Annotated in this window: 14 protein-coding genes; 9 read left to right on the forward strand and 5 right to left on the reverse strand. The window is 45.9% G+C overall.

Going from position 1 to position 18,296, the window contains the following annotated elements; translation table 11 throughout:
- Nucleotides 1–264 precede the first annotated feature (264 nt).
- A complete protein-coding gene (locus KIO97_RS08085) occupies nucleotides 265–1,956 on the reverse strand; it encodes an L-lactate permease (RefSeq protein WP_122020832.1) in 1,692 nt (563 codons plus the stop codon).
- Between the two features lie 157 nt (nucleotides 1,957–2,113).
- Between KIO97_RS08085 and KIO97_RS08090 the strand changes: the two genes are divergently transcribed.
- Both KIO97_RS08090 and KIO97_RS08095 read left to right on the forward strand, forming a co-directional pair.
- Nucleotides 2,114–3,013, forward strand: a complete 900-nt coding sequence (locus tag KIO97_RS08090) for a LysR family transcriptional regulator (RefSeq protein WP_285381825.1) — start codon at nucleotides 2,114–2,116, stop codon at nucleotides 3,011–3,013.
- Between the two features lie 137 nt (nucleotides 3,014–3,150).
- Nucleotides 3,151–5,190, forward strand: a complete 2,040-nt coding sequence (locus tag KIO97_RS08095; protein ID WP_285381827.1) for a prolyl oligopeptidase family protein — start codon at nucleotides 3,151–3,153, stop codon at nucleotides 5,188–5,190.
- 246 nt (nucleotides 5,191–5,436) lie between these two features.
- On the opposite strand, the gene KIO97_RS08100 is transcribed toward KIO97_RS08095, so the two are convergent.
- Complete coding sequence (locus KIO97_RS08100; RefSeq protein WP_285381829.1) at nucleotides 5,437–7,068, reverse strand: ABC transporter ATP-binding protein; 1,632 nt, start codon at nucleotides 7,066–7,068, stop codon at nucleotides 5,437–5,439.
- A gap of 80 nt (nucleotides 7,069–7,148) precedes the next feature.
- Nucleotides 7,149–7,646, reverse strand: a complete 498-nt coding sequence (locus KIO97_RS08105; RefSeq protein ID WP_045370723.1) for a hypothetical protein — start codon at nucleotides 7,644–7,646, stop codon at nucleotides 7,149–7,151.
- Between the two features lie 198 nt (nucleotides 7,647–7,844).
- On the opposite strand from KIO97_RS08105, the gene KIO97_RS08110 reads away from it, so the two are divergent.
- From KIO97_RS08110 to KIO97_RS08120, 3 genes are all read left to right on the forward strand, one after another.
- Nucleotides 7,845–10,205, forward strand: coding sequence for a Lon protease family protein (locus KIO97_RS08110; protein WP_005432237.1), 2,361 nt, complete (start codon nucleotides 7,845–7,847; stop codon nucleotides 10,203–10,205).
- 226 nt (nucleotides 10,206–10,431) lie between these two features.
- Nucleotides 10,432–12,060, forward strand: a complete 1,629-nt coding sequence (locus tag KIO97_RS08115) for a methyl-accepting chemotaxis protein (RefSeq protein WP_285381834.1) — start codon at nucleotides 10,432–10,434, stop codon at nucleotides 12,058–12,060.
- 417 nt (nucleotides 12,061–12,477) lie between these two features.
- Nucleotides 12,478–13,425: a porin gene (locus KIO97_RS08120; RefSeq protein WP_228174761.1), complete on the forward strand. Its 948-nt coding sequence runs from the start codon at nucleotides 12,478–12,480 to the stop codon at nucleotides 13,423–13,425.
- A gap of 111 nt (nucleotides 13,426–13,536) precedes the next feature.
- Here KIO97_RS08120 and KIO97_RS08125 read toward each other — a convergent pair whose 3' ends face one another.
- Nucleotides 13,537–14,274, reverse strand: coding sequence for a flagellar brake protein (locus KIO97_RS08125; RefSeq protein WP_170926985.1), 738 nt, complete (start codon nucleotides 14,272–14,274; stop codon nucleotides 13,537–13,539).
- 146 nt (nucleotides 14,275–14,420) lie between these two features.
- On the opposite strand from KIO97_RS08125, the gene KIO97_RS08130 reads away from it, so the two are divergent.
- Nucleotides 14,421–14,696, forward strand: a complete 276-nt coding sequence (locus KIO97_RS08130; RefSeq protein WP_045370829.1) for a GNAT family N-acetyltransferase — start codon at nucleotides 14,421–14,423, stop codon at nucleotides 14,694–14,696.
- The gene (locus KIO97_RS08135; protein ID WP_285381877.1) at nucleotides 14,696–15,679 is read left to right on the forward strand and encodes a phosphotransferase; all 984 of its coding nucleotides are present in this window, start codon (nucleotides 14,696–14,698) and stop codon (nucleotides 15,677–15,679) included. Before KIO97_RS08130 ends, KIO97_RS08135 begins: the two co-directional genes overlap by 1 nt.
- 61 nt (nucleotides 15,680–15,740) lie before the next feature.
- Here KIO97_RS08135 and KIO97_RS08140 read toward each other — a convergent pair whose 3' ends face one another.
- Entirely contained in the window at nucleotides 15,741–16,241 is a 501-nt protein-coding gene (locus tag KIO97_RS08140) for a GNAT family N-acetyltransferase (protein WP_038891512.1), read from the reverse strand.
- 407 nt (nucleotides 16,242–16,648) lie between these two features.
- Between KIO97_RS08140 and napG the strand changes: the two genes are divergently transcribed.
- Nucleotides 16,649–17,419 carry a ferredoxin-type protein NapG gene (napG, locus tag KIO97_RS08145; protein WP_005432224.1) on the forward strand — a complete coding sequence of 257 codons (771 nt, stop codon included), beginning with the start codon at nucleotides 16,649–16,651 and terminating at the stop codon, nucleotides 17,417–17,419.
- Entirely contained in the window at nucleotides 17,419–18,273 is an 855-nt protein-coding gene (napH, locus tag KIO97_RS08150; protein WP_285381838.1) for a quinol dehydrogenase ferredoxin subunit NapH, read from the forward strand. Before napG ends, napH begins: the two co-directional genes overlap by 1 nt.
- Nucleotides 18,274–18,296: the final 23 nt, after the last annotated feature.

The following is an 18,296-nucleotide window of genomic DNA, read 5'->3' on the forward strand; positions in this document are numbered from 1 at the left end:
TAAGATTGCGTCCTGAGTCAATGAGCACCTGCTCTGTCAGTGTTTCACTGACTGCCATCCTTTCGGCAGTCGACGTCAGAATTAGAGTATAGATAAGTGATTGAGCTGTGAGACATTTCATACACGGAACAATCAATTATCTGCACTGAAAAAGACTGGCACACCGGTCGGGCATTGATGCAGCAAGCCACACCAAAAGTCGGGGTAGTAGTGCTGACCGCTGTGCCGGAGAAAGTGCAGGGCGGGGGAGACCCTGCGTAAGTGTTACTTCATTAAAGCGTCGGTGATTTGGAATCCGTAAATCAGAATCAGACCGATGATGCCTGTGACCACCAAGTAGTAGAACGTTGGGATAACGGTCTTGCGAAGCGTTGCGCCTTCTCGTCCTAGCAGGCCAACTGTTGCAGAGGCAGCCACAACGTTGTGGATGGCAATCATGTTACCCGCAGCAGCGCCAACCGCTTGAAGGGCAACCACAATGGCACTTGAGATAGTCAGTGTCTGCGCCACTTCGAACTGGAACTGGCTGAACATCATGTTCGACACGGTATTAGAGCCGGCGATGAATGCACCAAGGGCACCAACAGTAGCACTCAACGCCGGGAATGCTGAGCCAACGAGGTCTGCTGCAAAGTTCGCCGTAGTGACTGGCATACTTGCTAGCTCGGCGCCGTTGACACCTGAGTTAATAAAGATACGAACCATAGGGATAGTGAACACAAGAACGAAACCTGCACCGATCAGTGTCTTGCTTGATTCGCCAAATGCTTTGCCTAGTGACTTAGCGCCGCCACCTTGCAGAAGAACCGCAAGTAACGCTACGAAGACTAAGATGCCACCCGGAAGGTATAGAGGTTGAATCGCTGTGCTGATACCTGTTTCACCAAGAATATTACCAAACGATAGGCTTACGCTCTTAAGTAGACCTTTGAACTCAGGGCTTACGCGGCTTGCCACTAGGATAACCGCTAGCATCACGTATGGTGCCCAAGCCTTGGTTAGGCTCATTGGTTTGCCTGGGTTGTCATCAAGATTGATCTTTAGAGAACCGAGCCATTCTGCTGGCCATTTATCTTCGCTTTCGAAGTCCCATTTTGTTTTTGGAACGAGGAAACCTTTCTTCGCCGCAGTAACTACAATCGCCAGACCAACTAGACCACCTATTAATGATGGGAACTCAGCACCTAGGAACACACCTGTTAGTGCGTAAGGCACGGTGAAGGCAACACCTGCGAATAGCGCGAAAGGTAGGATGTCTAGACCTTCGCTCCAGCTTTTGTTCTTACCAAAGAAGCGAGTCAGCATCATTGCCATGAGTACCGGAATGAGAGTGCCAACCGTTGCGTGAATCATGGCAACACTTGCGGTGATTTGCTGTAGGTATGCGTCCCATGTTGAGCCATGAGCAACCAGTGCTTCACCAATGTTGTGCGTATCTAAACCTTTGTTCACACCTACGATGATTGGCGTTCCAACCGCGCCGAAGGATACTGGTGTAGATTGGATCATCATGCCCATTAGTACCGCTGCAAGCGCAGGGAAGCCAATCGCAACTAATAGAGGGGCGGCGATAGCAGCAGGTGTACCAAAGCCAGATGCGCCCTCAATGAATGAACCGAAACACCAAGCGATGATGATGGCTTGAACGCGACGGTCGGCTGAAATATCAGTAAACCCATTGCGAATTGTGGTGATCGCGCCAGTGTGTTTTAAAGTGTTAAGCAAGAAGATGGCACCAAACACGATCCATAGAACAGAGACGGTAATACCTAATCCTTGAAAGACAGACGCCAGTACGCGAGTAGCTGACATATCCCAAAACATTAGGGCGATAGCGACGGTTAGACCGAACGCAACAGGCATGGCTTTTTTAGCAGGCCAGTTGAGACCAACCAATAATATGGCGGCGACAACAATTGGCGAAAACGCCACAAGGGCAAGTAGGGTTTCACTCATTGGTACATCCTCGTACGCTGACTTCTCGAACCGCTTTATGCTGTTGAGATGATTTTTGTTGTAATGGTTTTGTTAATTTAGCGTGAATTTACCCCTTTATTTTTTATAGATATAGGGAAATAATGAAATTGATTTATTCCAAAAGTGACATAATAGAATGCGTGCAGATGATCTAATCCTGTTCTCACAGGTGATAGAAATGGGCAGTTTTAGTAAGGTGGCTGAAGAAAATAACCTTACAAATTCAGTAGTTAGTAAAAGAATTGCGCGGCTAGAAGAAGAGATAGGTGCTCAGCTATTATATCGAACAACGCGTAAATTGACCCTGACCGAAGCAGGGAAGGTTTTGTTACACAGTGCTAAAAATGTGAAGCAAGCCACTCAGGAGGCTATGGATGCAGTTTCAGGCTTTGGTGAGAATGTCAGCGGTCATATCAAAATGTCGGTGCCGACTATCTCGGGCGATTTGATCTTGGCGGACGCCGTTGCCGAGTTTTGTAATATGCATCCAGGTTTAACCGTCGATATGTCGCTTGATAATCGCTTTGTTGACTTGGTTGCTGGTGGCTTTGACTTGGTGATTCGAACTGGTTATCTAGAAGATTCCAGCTTGATTGCGCGTCATATTCTTGATTCACAATGGGTGGTTTGTGCCTCGCCTTCTTATATTGTCAAAAATGGCAAACCGATTGAGCCCATCGACTTAACCACGCACAACTGTTTGCAATACGCCTACCAAACTTCCGGTGCGACCGACTGGCAGTTCAAAGGCAAACAGGGTGACTACATCGTCAAAGTGTCGGGCAGCTTCTCTACGGATAACGCTACCGCATTAAGAAAAGCAGCCCTAGGTGGGCATGGTATCGCCTACGTACCGCGTTGCTTGGTTTATCACGACATTCGTAGCGGTGAGCTGGTGGATATTTTCCCGGAGTTGGTCGGTAAAAAGCTCGGCATCTACGCGGTTTATCCTTTTACTCGTCAGCCTCCAAACAAAGTAAAGCTCTTGATTGAGCACATTCGAGAACGATACCTAACTATCTCGCATTACTTTTAGGCAGTTCATAAATACAAGAAATGTTTCAATCAATTGGTTGAAATTCTATACCTGAGCCCTAAGGTAGGTATTGAGAATAAATCTCAACAAAATAATAAAACAAAACACTCAACTTCAAACGGAGTAACACGGACGTTATGCATTACCCAAAAACTCGTAAAGATTCTGTCGTCGACACTTATTTTGGTCACGACATCGCAGATCCATATCGCTGGTTAGAAGACGATATGAGCCAAGAAACCGCAGAATGGGTTTCGGGGCAAAACTCAGTGACCTTCGATTACTTAGGTCAAATCCCTTTCCGCCGACAAATTCGCGACTTAGTGGCGAACAGTCAGAACTATGAAAAGTATTCTCAACCTTTTGTTCATGGTGAATACACCTACTTCTATAAAAATGATGGTTTGCAGAACCAGAGCGTTTTATACCGTCGCAAAGGAGAAGAGGAGGCGGAAATCTTTCTCGATCCGAATACTTTTTCAGAAGAAGGAACGACATCGCTTGGCGAAGTGAAGTTCTCTAAAGACGACTCTCTTGTCGCGTATTCCATTTCTGAAGGTGGTAGCGATTGGCGTAAGATCTTCGTCATTGATGTAGAAACCAAACAGCAGCTTGAGCCTGAAATTGTCGACGCCAAGTTCACCACTATTTCTTGGGTTGGTAACAAAGGTTTTTACTACGCAAGCTATGATAAACCACAGGGCAGTGAGCTTTCGGCTCGTACTGAGCAGCACAAGCTTTACTACCATGAGTTAGGTACTCCGCAAAGTGAAGACAAAGTGGTCTTTGGTGCGTTGGAGCCACAAAAGCATCGTTATGTAGGGGGAGTGACCACCAAAGACGATCGTTTCTTGATTATCACAGGTGCGGAATCTACATCAGGAAACCGACTGTTTTATGTGGATCTCTCTTCAGAAGAGCAAGACGTTATCACGCTTCGAGATACAACCGATGGTGATACTTATTTGATTGATAACCAAGATGACACTTTAATCTTCTACACCAACTTGGATGCGCCTAACGGCAAAGTGGTTGGCTACAACATTCAAACTCAACAATGGACAGAGATCATTGCTGAACAGGAGCAACCACTGGATATTAGCAAAGGTGGTGGTTACTTGTTCGCGACTTACATGGTCGATGTTTTGTCTAAAGTTCAGCAGTTTACTTATCAAAGCGAGTTAGTACGTGAAGTGACTTTACCTGACCAAGGCACCGTATATGGCTTGCAAGGCAAAGCAGAAGATAAGACGCTTTACTACTCTTTTACCAACTACGTGACGCCACCAACCATTTTCTCTTTTGATGTAGAAAGCGGTGAGTCAACGCTTTATCAAGAATCGAAAGCACCGTTCGACCGTAAAGAATACGAATCTCAACAAGTGTTCTATACCTCGAAAGACGGTACAAAGGTTCCGATGATCATCTCATATAAAAAAGGCACCAAACTCGATGGCAGCGCACCAACCATGCTTTATGGCTATGGTGGCTTCAATATCAGTTTGACGCCGATGTTCTCAGGAAATGTCGCGAACTGGTTAGAACTTGGTGGCATCTACGCAGTCGCTAACATGCGTGGCGGCGGCGAATATGGTAAAGCTTGGCACAACGCGGGTACTCAACAACAAAAGCAAAACGTGTTTGATGACTTTATTGCCGCAGCGGAATACTTGATTGAGCACGACTACACCAGCTCAGAGCGTCTTGCGATTCGTGGCGGCTCAAATGGCGGCTTGTTGGTCGGTGCGTGTATGACTCAACGACCAGAGCTGTTTAAAGTGGCGATTCCTGCGGTTGGTGTATTGGATATGCTTCGCTACCACACCTTTACTTCTGGTGAAGGTTGGAAATACGATTTTGGTACTTCTGAGCAAACCGAGGCGATGTTCCAATATCTACTTGGGTATTCACCAGTGCATAACGTGAGAGAGGGAGTCTCGTACCCTGCTACGCTTGTCACGACAGCAGACCATGATGACCGTGTGGTACCTGCCCACTCATACAAGTTCATCGCAGAGTTGCAAGACAAGCATCAGGGAGACAATCCAGTGCTGATCCGTATTGATGTCAATGCCGGTCACGGTGCGGGGATGCCGCTGAGCAAACAAATCGACCTAACTACCGATGTTTATGCATTTGCTCTGCACAACATGGGTATCGAGAAGCTCGATATTTAATGAACGTATTCTGCTACTGATAGCGAAACGCCAGTTAACAGAACCGCAATAAAAAATGCCGCGATATCCATCGCGGCATTTTTCATGGTTGGGGGAACTCAATTTGATCGTTAGGGTGACTAAGCCTAACGTTGAACCAACCAGTCTCGGCGGCCAAACCGAATGGCAGCTATACCATTTTCGTAGTTATGGCGAAAAATTCGCCATACTTTAATCCTAGTTTATGAATATGAAATTGTGATGAATCTAGGCTGCATCATGTTGATTTTCATTGTTTTCAAGATCAAATGAGGCATCAATCAGCTTTCTCGTGTAATCGCTTTTTGGATTATGGAAGATCTCTTCCGCCGTACCTTGTTCCATCACTTCACCCTTTTGCATGACTAACACACGATCAGACAGTGCTTTCACAACAGAGAGATCGTGGCTGATAAACAAGTAGCCGATGTTATGCTTCTTCTGCAAATCTTTAAGCAAATCAATGACGGTCAGTTGAACGGAGCGGTCCAATGCCGACGTGGGTTCATCAAGCAGAATGAAAGAGGGTTCCAGAATCAACGCGCGCGCAATCGCAATACGTTGGCGTTGACCGCCAGAAAACTCGTGTGGGTAACGGTTAATAGATGCTGGGTCTAAGCGCACCTCTCGCAGAACATCACGTGCTTTTTGCATCCGTTCTGCTTTACTCATTTGAGGTTGATGCACGGTGAGAGCTTCCGTGATGATGTCACCAACGGTCATTCTTGGTGAAAGTGAACCGTATGGGTCTTGGAAGACCATTTGTACGTCTTTCTTCAGCTCGAAGCGTTCTTTGTCCGTCAGAAGTGCTAGATCTTGCCCTTTAAACTGAATTTTCCCGGTTGAGGGCAACAATCCGATCAAGGCTCGGCCAAGCGTTGATTTGCCTGAACCAGATTCACCCACGATACCAAGCGTTTCACCCTGTTTTAGTTCTAAAGAGATACCTTTTACGGCCTCAAAGTATTCGTTCTTGCTGGCGATAAAATGCGGCTTAACAAGGAATTTAACGCGAATGTCATCGGCTTTAAGCAGTTCAGTTGCCCCTTCTTTAATGGGATCTTTACTGCCTTTTGGAATCGAGTTAATCAGCATCTTAGTGTAATCATGCTGAGGATCAGAAAAGAGTGTTTCTGTGATGCCTTCTTCGACCACTTTACCTTTACACATCACCAAGACTCGGTCGGCAAAGTGTTTCACTACACCTAAGTCATGAGTAATGAAGAGAATCGCCATGCCCATTTTCGCTTGGATCTCTTTGATCAAATAAAGCACTTCAGCTTGAACAGTCACGTCGAGTGCCGTTGTTGGTTCATCGGCGATCAGAATATCTGGTTCGTTAATCAAAGCCATGGCAATCATGATGCGTTGCAACTGACCACCAGAGAATTCATGTGGATACTTGTCGTAAGCTTGTTGTGGGTTTGGTAAGTGCACTAAATCGAACAACTCGAGAACTTTTTTCTTCGCTTGTTTTTTGCTCACTGGACGATGGCACATGATGGCTTCGGCCACTTGAATACCCACACGCATGTATGGATTTAGCGAAGTCATGGGTTCTTGGAAAATCATACCAATACGATCGCCGCGGATACTCTGCATTTGTCGTTCGGATTTATCTAGGATTGATTCGCCTTCAAAGACGATAGAGGAATCGGCGTGCAAAATGGCGTTATCCGGCAGCAATCTCATCAACGCATTGGTCGAGACTGATTTTCCTGAACCAGATTCGCCTACGATAGACAGTGTTTCACCAGCTTGTAGATCAAAGCTAACATTCTTTACTGCATCGACGATACCATCGTTTGTCGTAAAGCTGACAGACAGGTTGTTCACCGAAAGAATGGTTTGTGTGGACATCACGTTTCCTTGTGTATCGAGTTGTTATTACTGTTACTGCCTTTTCACGTTGGCAGAAACCTATACTGGGCTATTCTTGCCTAGTTATATAGCTGAGGCGCCCCCGCTTCTGCTGCAGTCATTGCTTGCAGATACAAGAATTGCTCATGAGCACGAGTAACATGGTCGAGTTCGATCATCCACTGAGCATTGCGCTGCGCCGAGCAAAATGCGGCCATGTGCGCCAGTAAATCTTCACTTTGCTTACTCAATAACTGGCTAACTCGGCCAATCAAATCATGGCTTTCGAGTTGTAAGAACTGGAACAGAGCGTACGATTGGTTAAGGGCTGAAAACGCCTCTTGCTGCATTCCAAGTTTATTGAGAATTTCAGATTGGGCTACGCTGGCATCGCGCAAACCGCTGATGAGGCATACAAACTGGCACGGTTTGGTAAGGTCGTTTTCGAGTGCGGAGTGAATGTGATTTGGCAAATGGCTGAGAACATCTTCATACAAGCGATGAGCTTCTGGCCAATGGCCTTGTTCCATCAGCTGTTCTGCTTTTAAGTAGCGCATCCAGCATTGCTCAATATTCATCTTCATCTCCACAAAATTCGATTTGAATAGATATTAAATGAAATTAATTATCAATTGCAAGTGCGACTTGTTTTCATTTTAAATGACGTACAGCTGTTCGTAAAATGTCCAAACGAACCGGTGTGGAAGATAAATCACTTAAATTTAAACAAATAATCTCTACACTGAGGTAAAGACAATAAGAAAAAGGAGGCGAGTATGGCAGTACAAAGATTGGAACCTAAACAGCTGTATTCTGTAGCTGAGTTAGAGAATATGCCATGTAAGTCGACCAAGGAATTACCTCCGATTGACGAGATTGTTGGGCAAGAACGCGCACAAAAAGCGGTTGAGTTCGCTATGTCAATCAAGGAGAAAGGGTACAACATCTACGCCATTGGTCAGAATGGTCTGGGCAAGCGCACCATGATTTTGCGCTACTTAAACCGCCATCAGCATGATGATGCGGCTCTGTTTGATTGGTGTTATGTCGCGAACTTTGAAGACACGCGCACACCAAAAGTACTGAAACTGCCTTGCGGTATCGGTAACAAGCTTAAAGTCGATATCGAAAAACTGATGGGCAAGCTACTGAATGCACTGCCTCTCGCTTTCGATAACGAGATGTACTACAGCCGTGCCGATCGCCTAAAAAACCAATTGGCGAACAAGCAACAGTCAGAATTGGATACCATCAGTAAAGAAGCCAAAGAGAAGGGCATTAGCCTAACGATCACTGCGCAAGGTGATTATCAATTTGTGGCTATGAATGGTGAAGAACTGCATACCGAAGAGTCTTTCGATGAGCTAAGCAAGAAAGAGCAGGAATACTTCGGCAGTAGCATTGATGAGCTGGAAGTGAGCTTACGTAACATGGTACGTGAGTTAACCGAGTGGGAAGACTCGTTCAGTGAGAAGATCAAAAAGCTTAACGATGATGTGACGTTGGATGTGATCACTCACTTCATCAAGCAGTTGAAAGTGGATTACGCTGAGTATCCAGAAATCAAAACTTACCTAACCGATCTGCAAAAAGACATTGTTGAAAACGCTGAGATCTTCTTAGAGCAGAGTGGTGAGCAAGGTGAGATTGCGACCGCTTCTCTGGATAAGAAACTGCCACGTCGTTACAAAGTCAACGTGCTGGTGAATCGCAAAAACAGTGAGTTCCCTATCGTGGTAGAAGAGAATCCGAACTACCACTCGCTGTTTGGTTCGATTGAAACCGCAACCTTCAAAGGTACGGTATTCACCGATTTCTCTTTGATTCGAGCGGGTAGCTTGCACAAGGCGAACGGTGGTGTGCTATTGATGGATGCACAAAAGGTACTAGAACAGCCTTACGTGTGGGACGGATTGAAGCGTGCTTTACGCTCTCGTCAGTTGAGCTTCACGTCATTAGAGAAAGAAGTAACGCTGACTGGCGCGGTTTCTCTTGATCCTGAACCGATTCCATTGGATATCAAGATCATCTTGTTTGGTGATTACCGTACATACCAATTGCTGCAACATTACGATCCGGAGTTTGGTGAGCTGTTCCGAGTAACGGCGGATTTCGAAGATGAAATGAAACGTACGCCGGATTCAGAGCTGCAATACGCACGTTTTATCTCTAGTGTGGTGAACGACAACAACATGCTGCACTGCGATAAGAAAGCCATTGCGCGCATTATCGAGTACAGCTCACGCTTGTCTGGTGACCAAACCAAGCTTTCGTTGCATTCTGCCAATATCGCTAACCTATTACGTGAGTCTAACTACGTTGCTCGCCAAGCGAATTCCAACATGATCCGTATCGGACACGTGGAAGAGGCTTTGAGCAACCAAGAAATGCGAGTTAGTCGTTTGCAAGATAGCGTGATGGAAACATTCGTCAATGGCACAACCTTGATTCACACTGATGGTTCTGCTGTTGGCCAAGTCAATGCTCTTTCGGTACTGAGCACCAGTGATCACATGTTTGGTGCGCCAAACCGAATTACTGCGACGACGTGTTACGGCGATGGAGACGTGATTGATATCGAACGAAGTGTCGACCTTGGCGGTAGCATCCACTCTAAAGGTGTGATGATTCTGTCTGCTTACTTGTCGTCTGTGTTCGGTAAGACTGCACGTGTGCCACTGACCACCACAATTACCTTTGAGCAATCGTACGGTGGTGTTGATGGTGATAGCGCAAGTATGGCTGAGTTCTGTGCTGTGGTATCTGCGTTCTCGAAACAGCCAAACCGTCAGGATATTGCGATCACAGGTTCGATGAACCAATTCGGTGAAGCGCAACCTATTGGCGGTGTGAACGAGAAGATCGAAGGCTTCTACGATGTGTGTGAAATCAAAGGGCGTCATGCGGGACAAGGGGTGATCATCCCACGTTCCAACGTGCATAACCTAATGCTTCGTCCTGACATTGTGAAAGCAGTAGAGAAGGGGGATTTCCACATCTGGGCAATCGATCACGTAACCGAGGCTGTTGAGCTATTTACTGGTAAAGCGGCGGGCGAAGCAACAGACGAAGGAACTTACCCAATCGACACCATTTTTGGGTTAGCACAAGCTAAGTTAAATGCGCTGAGAAAATAAGCGATCGTTGACTTAAAAGTTTATAGAAAGACGTACAAGCTTTCATAACTTGTCACAACGACAATATCCTGACGTAATGTCGGGATATTGTCGTTAAAGCCATGAAATTGATGGCTTTTTACTCTGGACAAAAATGTGATCTACCTCTAGTATTTGCCTCCTTGTCTATTCGTCTGGGAATAATCCCATCGCAAGGAAGCCAACACTCAAATACCTGAGGTTACTCATGCAGCTATCACTGAAAAACTTGTCGGTACGAACGCAAGTTTTGGTTCCAGTTCTATTCACCGCGATCACTCTGTTTATTACATTGTGGATCACTCAAAACAACCTAGAAGCAGAGCAAGAATTGGTTGCTTCTAACTCCGATTCTCTCGTGTTTTACAAAGACACGCTGGCTCAAATTGATGACCAAGTTTACCCATTACGCATAAGCGCGGTTTACGCGATCTACGATGCAGCTCGTCGTGATGCGTTCCTTGCTGACCTGAAAGCGGGCGCAAAAGCCATTGATACAGACCTTGATCTTATCGATGCACGCGGCACGTTCAGCAAAGACGCGGAGAAGGTTCGTCAAAGTATCGATGCTTACATTGATTACTCTACTCGTGCTGTTGATTTATTTAACCGCCATGACCGTGGTTTAGTGTCGGATAACGAATACACAAACTTCATCTCAGGTTACCGCCGTGTGGGCAACGAAATGGTTGCAACCATCAACGCACTATCACAGCGTGTGAATGAGATTGCGACGGAAGCAACTGCAGCAAGCGCACGCCAGCATACTCGCGTACAAAACAATGCCATGATGTCAGTGATTGCGGTATTTGCATTCTCATTACTAGGCGCTTGGTTCCTATCTGGCATGATCGTAACGCCAATCCAAAAACTGCAAGAAGTGATGCGTAAGCTAGCAGGTGGTGACCTGTCGGTACGTGCAGACATTGATGGCGACAACGAAATTTCTCAGCTAAGCAAAGACGTAAACCAAACAGCGAAACAGCTTCACGATACGGTTGATCAATTGATGCGCATCAGTGAAGAAGTGGCTTCTGCTTCAACTGAGCTTGCTGCAGTAATGACGCAAGCAGAAGCAAATGCTCAGCAAGAGCTAGCGGAAATCGAGCAAGTTGCGTCGGCAGTCAATGAGCTAGCGAGCACGGCTAATAACGTAAGTGATAACGCGACATCTGCAGATGCAACAGCACGTGAAGCTGACGGCCTAGCGCAATCTGGCCTAGCGATCTTCCAAGAGAGTGCACAAGCAAGCGAGCAAATGTCTCAGGCACTGAACGATGCTGCGCAAGTGGTTCTGCGTCTAAAAGAGCAATCCGTTCAAATCAACGACGTTATCGAAGTGATTCGTGGCGTATCTGAGCAAACGAACCTTCTAGCGCTAAATGCCGCGATTGAAGCCGCGCGTGCTGGTGAATCTGGCCGCGGATTTGCCGTGGTAGCTGATGAAGTGCGTATGCTGGCTGCTCGTACACAAGACTCTACGCAAGAAATCTCGTCTATCATTGAAGAGCTTCAAGCGCAGTCTGGTCTAGCCAACGACAGCATGCAGGTGAGCCTAGAGATGCTTAACCGCAACAACGAGTTGACTCAACAAGCGAACGACGCACTGATCGGCATTACAGAGTCGGTAGCGAATATCAACGACTCGAACACGCAAGTGGCGACTGCGGCGGAAGAGCAGTCTCAAGTAACACAAGACATCAACCGCAACGTCGTTAATATGTCTGAGCTTGTGAACCAAAACGTAGCGGGCATTAGCCAAAGTGCGAGTGCAAGTACGGAGCTTTCTCACCTTGCAGAGAAACAAAAAGAACAGTTGAGCTTCTTCAAGCTATAAACATTAAGTAGAAACCTTAAGCAATACAAACTGACGGAATATAACCAGAATCCCTGAGCCTTGGCTTGGGGATTTTTTTATGAAAAGTGAAGTAATGACTCAATTAACAGTAATTAAAACAGTCAGTTAACAAAAATAATGCGTGACTCAAGTCACATTTATAAATGTTAAACCAGACTTTCTAGCGTCAAATGTTTTTTGACGCGCACACATTTTTCTAACTATCCGACAACTTGATGGTTTTGACATATTCATATCGTCACCACTAATGGTGTTTTGTTCAATTTAGGCTGTGTATTCAACTTGTTGCGCTAAAAAGCGCAGCTGCTACTATGCCGCCCGTTTTCTCGTTGGTACAGAAAAGTCCTGTTTTCTGGTGAGAAAATAATGACAAAACAAAGATATGGAAAACTATAAATGAAATTGAAAACTTTAGCTGTAGCAGTGGCACTGTTAGCATCTGGATCTCAAGTTGTCGCTTCAGAACTGTACAACCAAGATGGCACTTCACTAGAAATGGGCGGCCGTGCTGAAGCTCGTCTATCTATGATGGATGGCAAAGCAGAAGACCGTTCTCGCATCCGTCTTAACTTCCTAGGCAAACAGGAAATCAGCGATAGCCTATACGGTGTTGGTTTCTGGGAAGGTGAGTTTGAAACATTCGAAAACGGCGGTGTAGACGGTAACAGCGATCTTGAAACTCGTTACGCTTACGCAGGTCTTGGCGGTAAGTACGGTGAAATCACTTACGGTAAAAACGACGGTGCACTAGGTGTTATCACTGACTTCACTGATATCATGGCTTACCACGGCAACACTGCAGCACTAAAACTGCCAGTTGCTGACCGTACAGATAACATGGTTTCTTACTCTGGCCAGTTCGAGCAACTAGCAGTACGCGCAAGCTACCGTTTTGCTGATCGCACAACAGATGTGAACGGTTTTGACGACAACGAGCAAGATGGCTTCTCTCTATCTGGTATTTACGCATTCGCTGACACTGGCTTTGAGCTAGGTGCTGGCTTTGCTAACCAAAATGACTTTGATCAGTACATGCTAGCGGCTTCTTACACTGTAGGTAACTTCTACGTTGCTGGTAACTACACAGGTATCGAGAAAGATTCTGACGATTACAAAGGCTACGAACTAGCAGCTGCATACACAATGGGCCAAACAGTGTTCACTTCTACTTACAACAAGGGTGAAGAAGAGAGCGAAGAAACTGTAGAAAACCTAGCGGTTGACGTAACTTACTACTTCAAGCCTAACTTCCGTGGCTACGCGTCATACAACTTCGATCTAATGGACAACGAAGGTTCTAACGAGCAAGACGAACTAGCACTAGGTCTACGTTACGACTTCTAAGTCGATAATGACTGAAAATATACTGCCTTATTCTTAGTCATTTAAAACCCCTTGCCAGATGGTAAGGGGTTTTTCCGTTACAGCGGTAAAATACAGAAAAGCCGTGTCGCGTTAGCCTTTCAGCTTTAGCTTGGTGCCATCAAATTTGAGGTGGCTTAACAGGTTCTTAGCGTTGGCTTTGCCGAAATCATCAAACTCCACGCCGTAACGGGCGTAATGAACCGATTTCTGCAAGTTACAAATTCTCCCCTTCAATGGCGCAAGCATACGACCATTACCTGGCATGGTAATGTCGAGCGTCACCAGATCGCCAACTTGCAATGTTCTGCTCATCGGTGACGTCACGAACCGACAACCGCTTTTAGAGAGGTCACGTATCTCACATTCTGCTCGGTATTGTTCAAACTGAAGGCGAGAGCGCAGATTCACTTCGTATCGCACTTCTTTTCTCAGCTGATATACCTGCATGGTATTAGGAAGGTTTAGTACCAATAGTGGGTAGGGGTCGCCTAAACGGTGTTTGAGCTGTGCTCGGAAAGGAATGACGGCACCTTCGCCACGATGGGAGTAAGCTTTTACGTTGATCCAAAAGCCTTCTTGAAAGTAAAACTTCAAATCCTCATCGGAGATATTTGGGATTTCAATCAGCGCGGTATTATTAGAATGACAGCCCATAAATGTGCTGGTGGTGATGAACTTGGTACCAACGGGCGTGGTGACGTTGAGAGTCACTTCACTGCCGTGTTCTACCATTGCCATTGCATCGGTGCTGTTGAGTGTGCTTGCCTGACGTTCTGGAGCGTTTCTGCTTTGTGGAGATGTTCTCTTATCTCCAGCGCTCGCGATCATGTTTCTCATTATTATTGTCGTGCCTGATGTGAGAAGGTGTTACGCGCTATTATTAGTACGAAGTGACTAGATGATTCGTGGGTATCATTCTAGGCAGTCATATAGTTGGTTTCAATAAAGTGAAAGGGAAAAGTGGGGCGTCGATAATGCAGAAAGTGACACAAGACACAATAAACCAAACTTTTTGGGTTGATTTAGAGAGTAACCATAAAGCGAAGGTGGTTTATAAGCTGGATGGACAGGCGATGCACATTACGTCGACTTTGATTCCTGAAGAGTTACGGGGTAAAGGCTACGGCAAAGTGATGATGGAGGCCGTCTTGCCAGAAATAGAGGCACAAGGTTATCGCGTTGTACCTGTTTGTCCTTACGTGGTTAAATACATAGCAAGACACCCAGAATGGGTACATTTACTCGCATAATGGAGCCAATGATTAACCCACTATATCAAAGCATCGGTGATGAACTCGAACTTGGTTCGCTTGAACGCATTGATGTCATTCAATCGCTATGGGGTGGTTATGGTGAACTCGTTCGGCTGACTTTCCCATCTCACTCTATCATCGTTAAACACGTTCAACTTCCTAAGCCCTCCGAACACCCTCGAGGCTGGAATACCGATCGCTCGCACCAACGTAAGCTGCATTCTTACCAAGTGGAAGTGAGTTGGTATCAGTACTTTAGTCAACGGGTTGATGAACACTGTCGAATCCCTAAAGGGTTAAAGTGTTTTCAGAATGAAAATGAATGGCTGATTGTCATGGAAGATCTCGCTCAGGCTGGTTATCCAAACGTGGTAAAAGACGCGAGTAAAGGGCACTTAAAAGCCTGCTTGACTTGGTTGGCAAACTTTCATGCCCGCTATATTGGCGTGTGTGATGAAACCTTATGGCAAACCGGCACCTATTGGTATTTAGCCACAAGACCTGATGAACTATCGGTACTGAAGGATGAAAGGCTTAAGAAGAATGCTGAATTGATTGATCGCACTTTGCGTCAGGCGCGTTTTCAAACACTGGTTCATGGTGATGCTAAACTGGCCAATTTTTGCTTTGACGATGAAGGTTCAGCCGTTGCCGCAGTAGATTTCCAATATGTGGGACATGGCTGTGCGATGAAAGACGTGGCACTGTTTATGAGCAGCGCTGTTGAACCTAGCCAGTGTGCTGAGATGGAAGCTTGGGTGCTGAACACCTACTTTGATGCCCTAGATAGTGCACTTAAACACTATCAACCTGAGCTTGACGTTTCTGTGGTTGAGCAAGAATGGCGACCATTGTTCGCTGTTGCTTGGGCGGATTTTCAGCGCTTTGTGAAAGGCTGGAGTCCTAGTCACTGGAAGATTAACCCATATACGGAAGCGTTAACGAAACGAGCGTTAGACTATTTGGACTTGAAGCAGTAAATAAAAACTCCCGCTGGATTTCATAGTGAAAAAGTGGGAGTTTTATCATGGTGGATAACTATTAGTTTTTCGGTTTTCGAATGCGAGCCATGCTATAGGTGTTGATAAACTCACCGTCTCGGAAAGAGGCATCAACAAACTCACCTTCAATCTCAAAGCCGTGCTTTTTGTACAGGCCTATTGCAGCGTCGTTATCGGCATTCACTTCGATATGGATGCGTCTTACATTCAGCCAGTTGTCTGCTAGTTCCGTCACTGTGCTTATCAGCGCACTGCCAACCCCTAAACCGTGGTACTTATCATGAACTCCAATACCAAATGATGCGGTGTGCGAAGTTCTTGGACGTTGTGAGTGGTGAAACCCAATGTTTCCTACTACCTTGCCATCGATTTCTGCGACATAGCTATACACACCAGCTGGCATGTTGGATAACCGGTCGACCCACATGGTGACGGATGGCTTCGGGAGTTGCAGGGTTTCACGTTGTGCTTTTGGTTGCGAATAAATTTCGACTAGCGCAGCAGCGTCTTCAACAGTGGTTGGACGAACGATAATTTCCATGCTTCTCTCCTTTGTAGTTATTTGGAATTAAATTCAATCTAACGAGAGAAAGTTACTTTGAATAGTCTTTTTTTATCTTTACGCTTCAAATGGCTTTTAAATTAGTATGTTACGCATCTCTAACTTTCACTTTTTATAGTGAATTATCATTGAAAATACCAATGAGAGTGATTTTTTGTTGAATTTTTGTGCTAAAGAAATTCACCTTTATGGAGAATAATGGTGAAGTTGTATTAATCAAAATAAACCCATTTTTATCAAAGTGTGAAGTTGGTATCTGCAACGAGTTGATTTTAATCAAGACAGGTTGGAGTTACCTCTTATGGGGTATGGGGAGCACGTCTTTTTAGCGCTATTTATGCTTAACTTATTTAAGAGCAATTAGAGCGTGTTTGAGGAATACAATAATGAAATCCTCTCAATCAAAAGTCTCGCAAAGTCGACGTCGATTCTTGCGGGACACTGCGCGCACCGCAGCTGGTGTTGGTGCAGCTGCGTGTGTTCTTGGGTTGCAATCATTGCAAAGCCAAGCACGCGAAACTAAAGGTGTGCCCATTCGTCCCCCGGGCGCCTTGCCAGAAGGTGATTTTGAGTCCGCCTGTATTCGATGTGGGTTGTGCGTCCAAGCATGTCCTTACGATACCTTGAAACTTGCCAGCTTATTATCCCCAGTGGCAACAGGTTCCCCTTACTTCACTGCACGTGATATTCCATGTGAAATGTGCGAGGACATTCCGTGTGTCGTCGCCTGCCCGAGTGGTGCTTTGGACCATGACTTAACAGACATCGACGATGCGAGAATGGGAACCGCTGTGCTTATTGACCACGAAACCTGCCTGAACTGGCAAGGTTTACGTTGCGACGTTTGTTACCGCGTGTGCCCGCTTATCGATGAAGCCATTACATTAGAAAATATTCGTAATGACAGAACTGGTTATCACGCGAAGCTTATTCCAACAGTTAACTCCGACGTATGCACTGGCTGTGGTAAATGCGAACAAGCCTGCGTATTAGATGTTGCGGCAATTAAAGTCGTGCCGACAGATTTAGCCAAAGGCAAAGTGGGCAGTCACTACAATTTTGGCTGGCAAGATATCGACAAGCCTTTAGAGAACGTCTTACCGGAAGAAACGCCGGTACCGAGTGGTGCGCTTGAGTCGCTTAAAGGAGGTCAATAATGGCCAAGAACTTAGCGCAAGATGCAGGCAAAGAAGCCATCGAAAAACTGGGTTGGTGGCACGCACATCGCTTCCTGATTCTGCGTCGATTATGCCAACTGACCATCATTGTTCTGTTTATGGCAGGGCCAACATGGGGCATTCTACAAGGCAATTTGTCTTCCAGTATGCTGCTTAATACGATGCCGCTGAGTGATCCCTTGATTGTCCTTCAATCGCTGGCGACAGGACATGTTCCGGAGTTTAACGCTTTGCTAGGCGTTGCGATTGTATTGGTGTTTTACGCAATTCTTGCTCCTCGCGCTTTTTGTGCTTGGGTATGTCCTTTGAATATTGTGACGGATTTTGCGGCGTGGCTGCGCAGAAAGCTTAACCTTAAAGCGAGCTACCGGTGGTCACCTAATATTCGTTACTGGTTGATTCCAGCTCTGATGCTTGGCAGTGCGATTTCAGGTTCTGTGCTTTGGACTTGGCTTGACCCTGTTGCGGCGCTCCATCGTGGTTTAGTGTTTGGTATGGGCGCTGGCTGGGTTTTGATCTTATTGGTGTTTGTTCTGGATTTATTGCTAGTTGAGCACGGCTGGTGTGGTCACTTGTGTCCACTGGGCGCAACGTACAGCGTGATTGGTAGCAAGAGTTTGCTGCGCGTGACCGCTGTTCGCCGAGAAGACTGCACAAAATGCATGGATTGTTTTTATGTTTGCCCGGAGCCGGAGATTCTGCGTCAGCCACTAAAAGAAGGCGACCGACGTGTGATGGATCAAACTTGTATGAGTTGTGGGCGCTGCCTAGATGTTTGTCCTGAGAAGGTATTTGAATTTAAAAATCGGCTTAACGTGAAGAACATCGACTAAAAACAAATGGCCTGTGTCGATAA

The organism is Vibrio sp. B181a, from assembly GCF_030248375.1.
GTDB lineage: Bacteria > Pseudomonadota > Gammaproteobacteria > Enterobacterales > Vibrionaceae > Vibrio > Vibrio campbellii.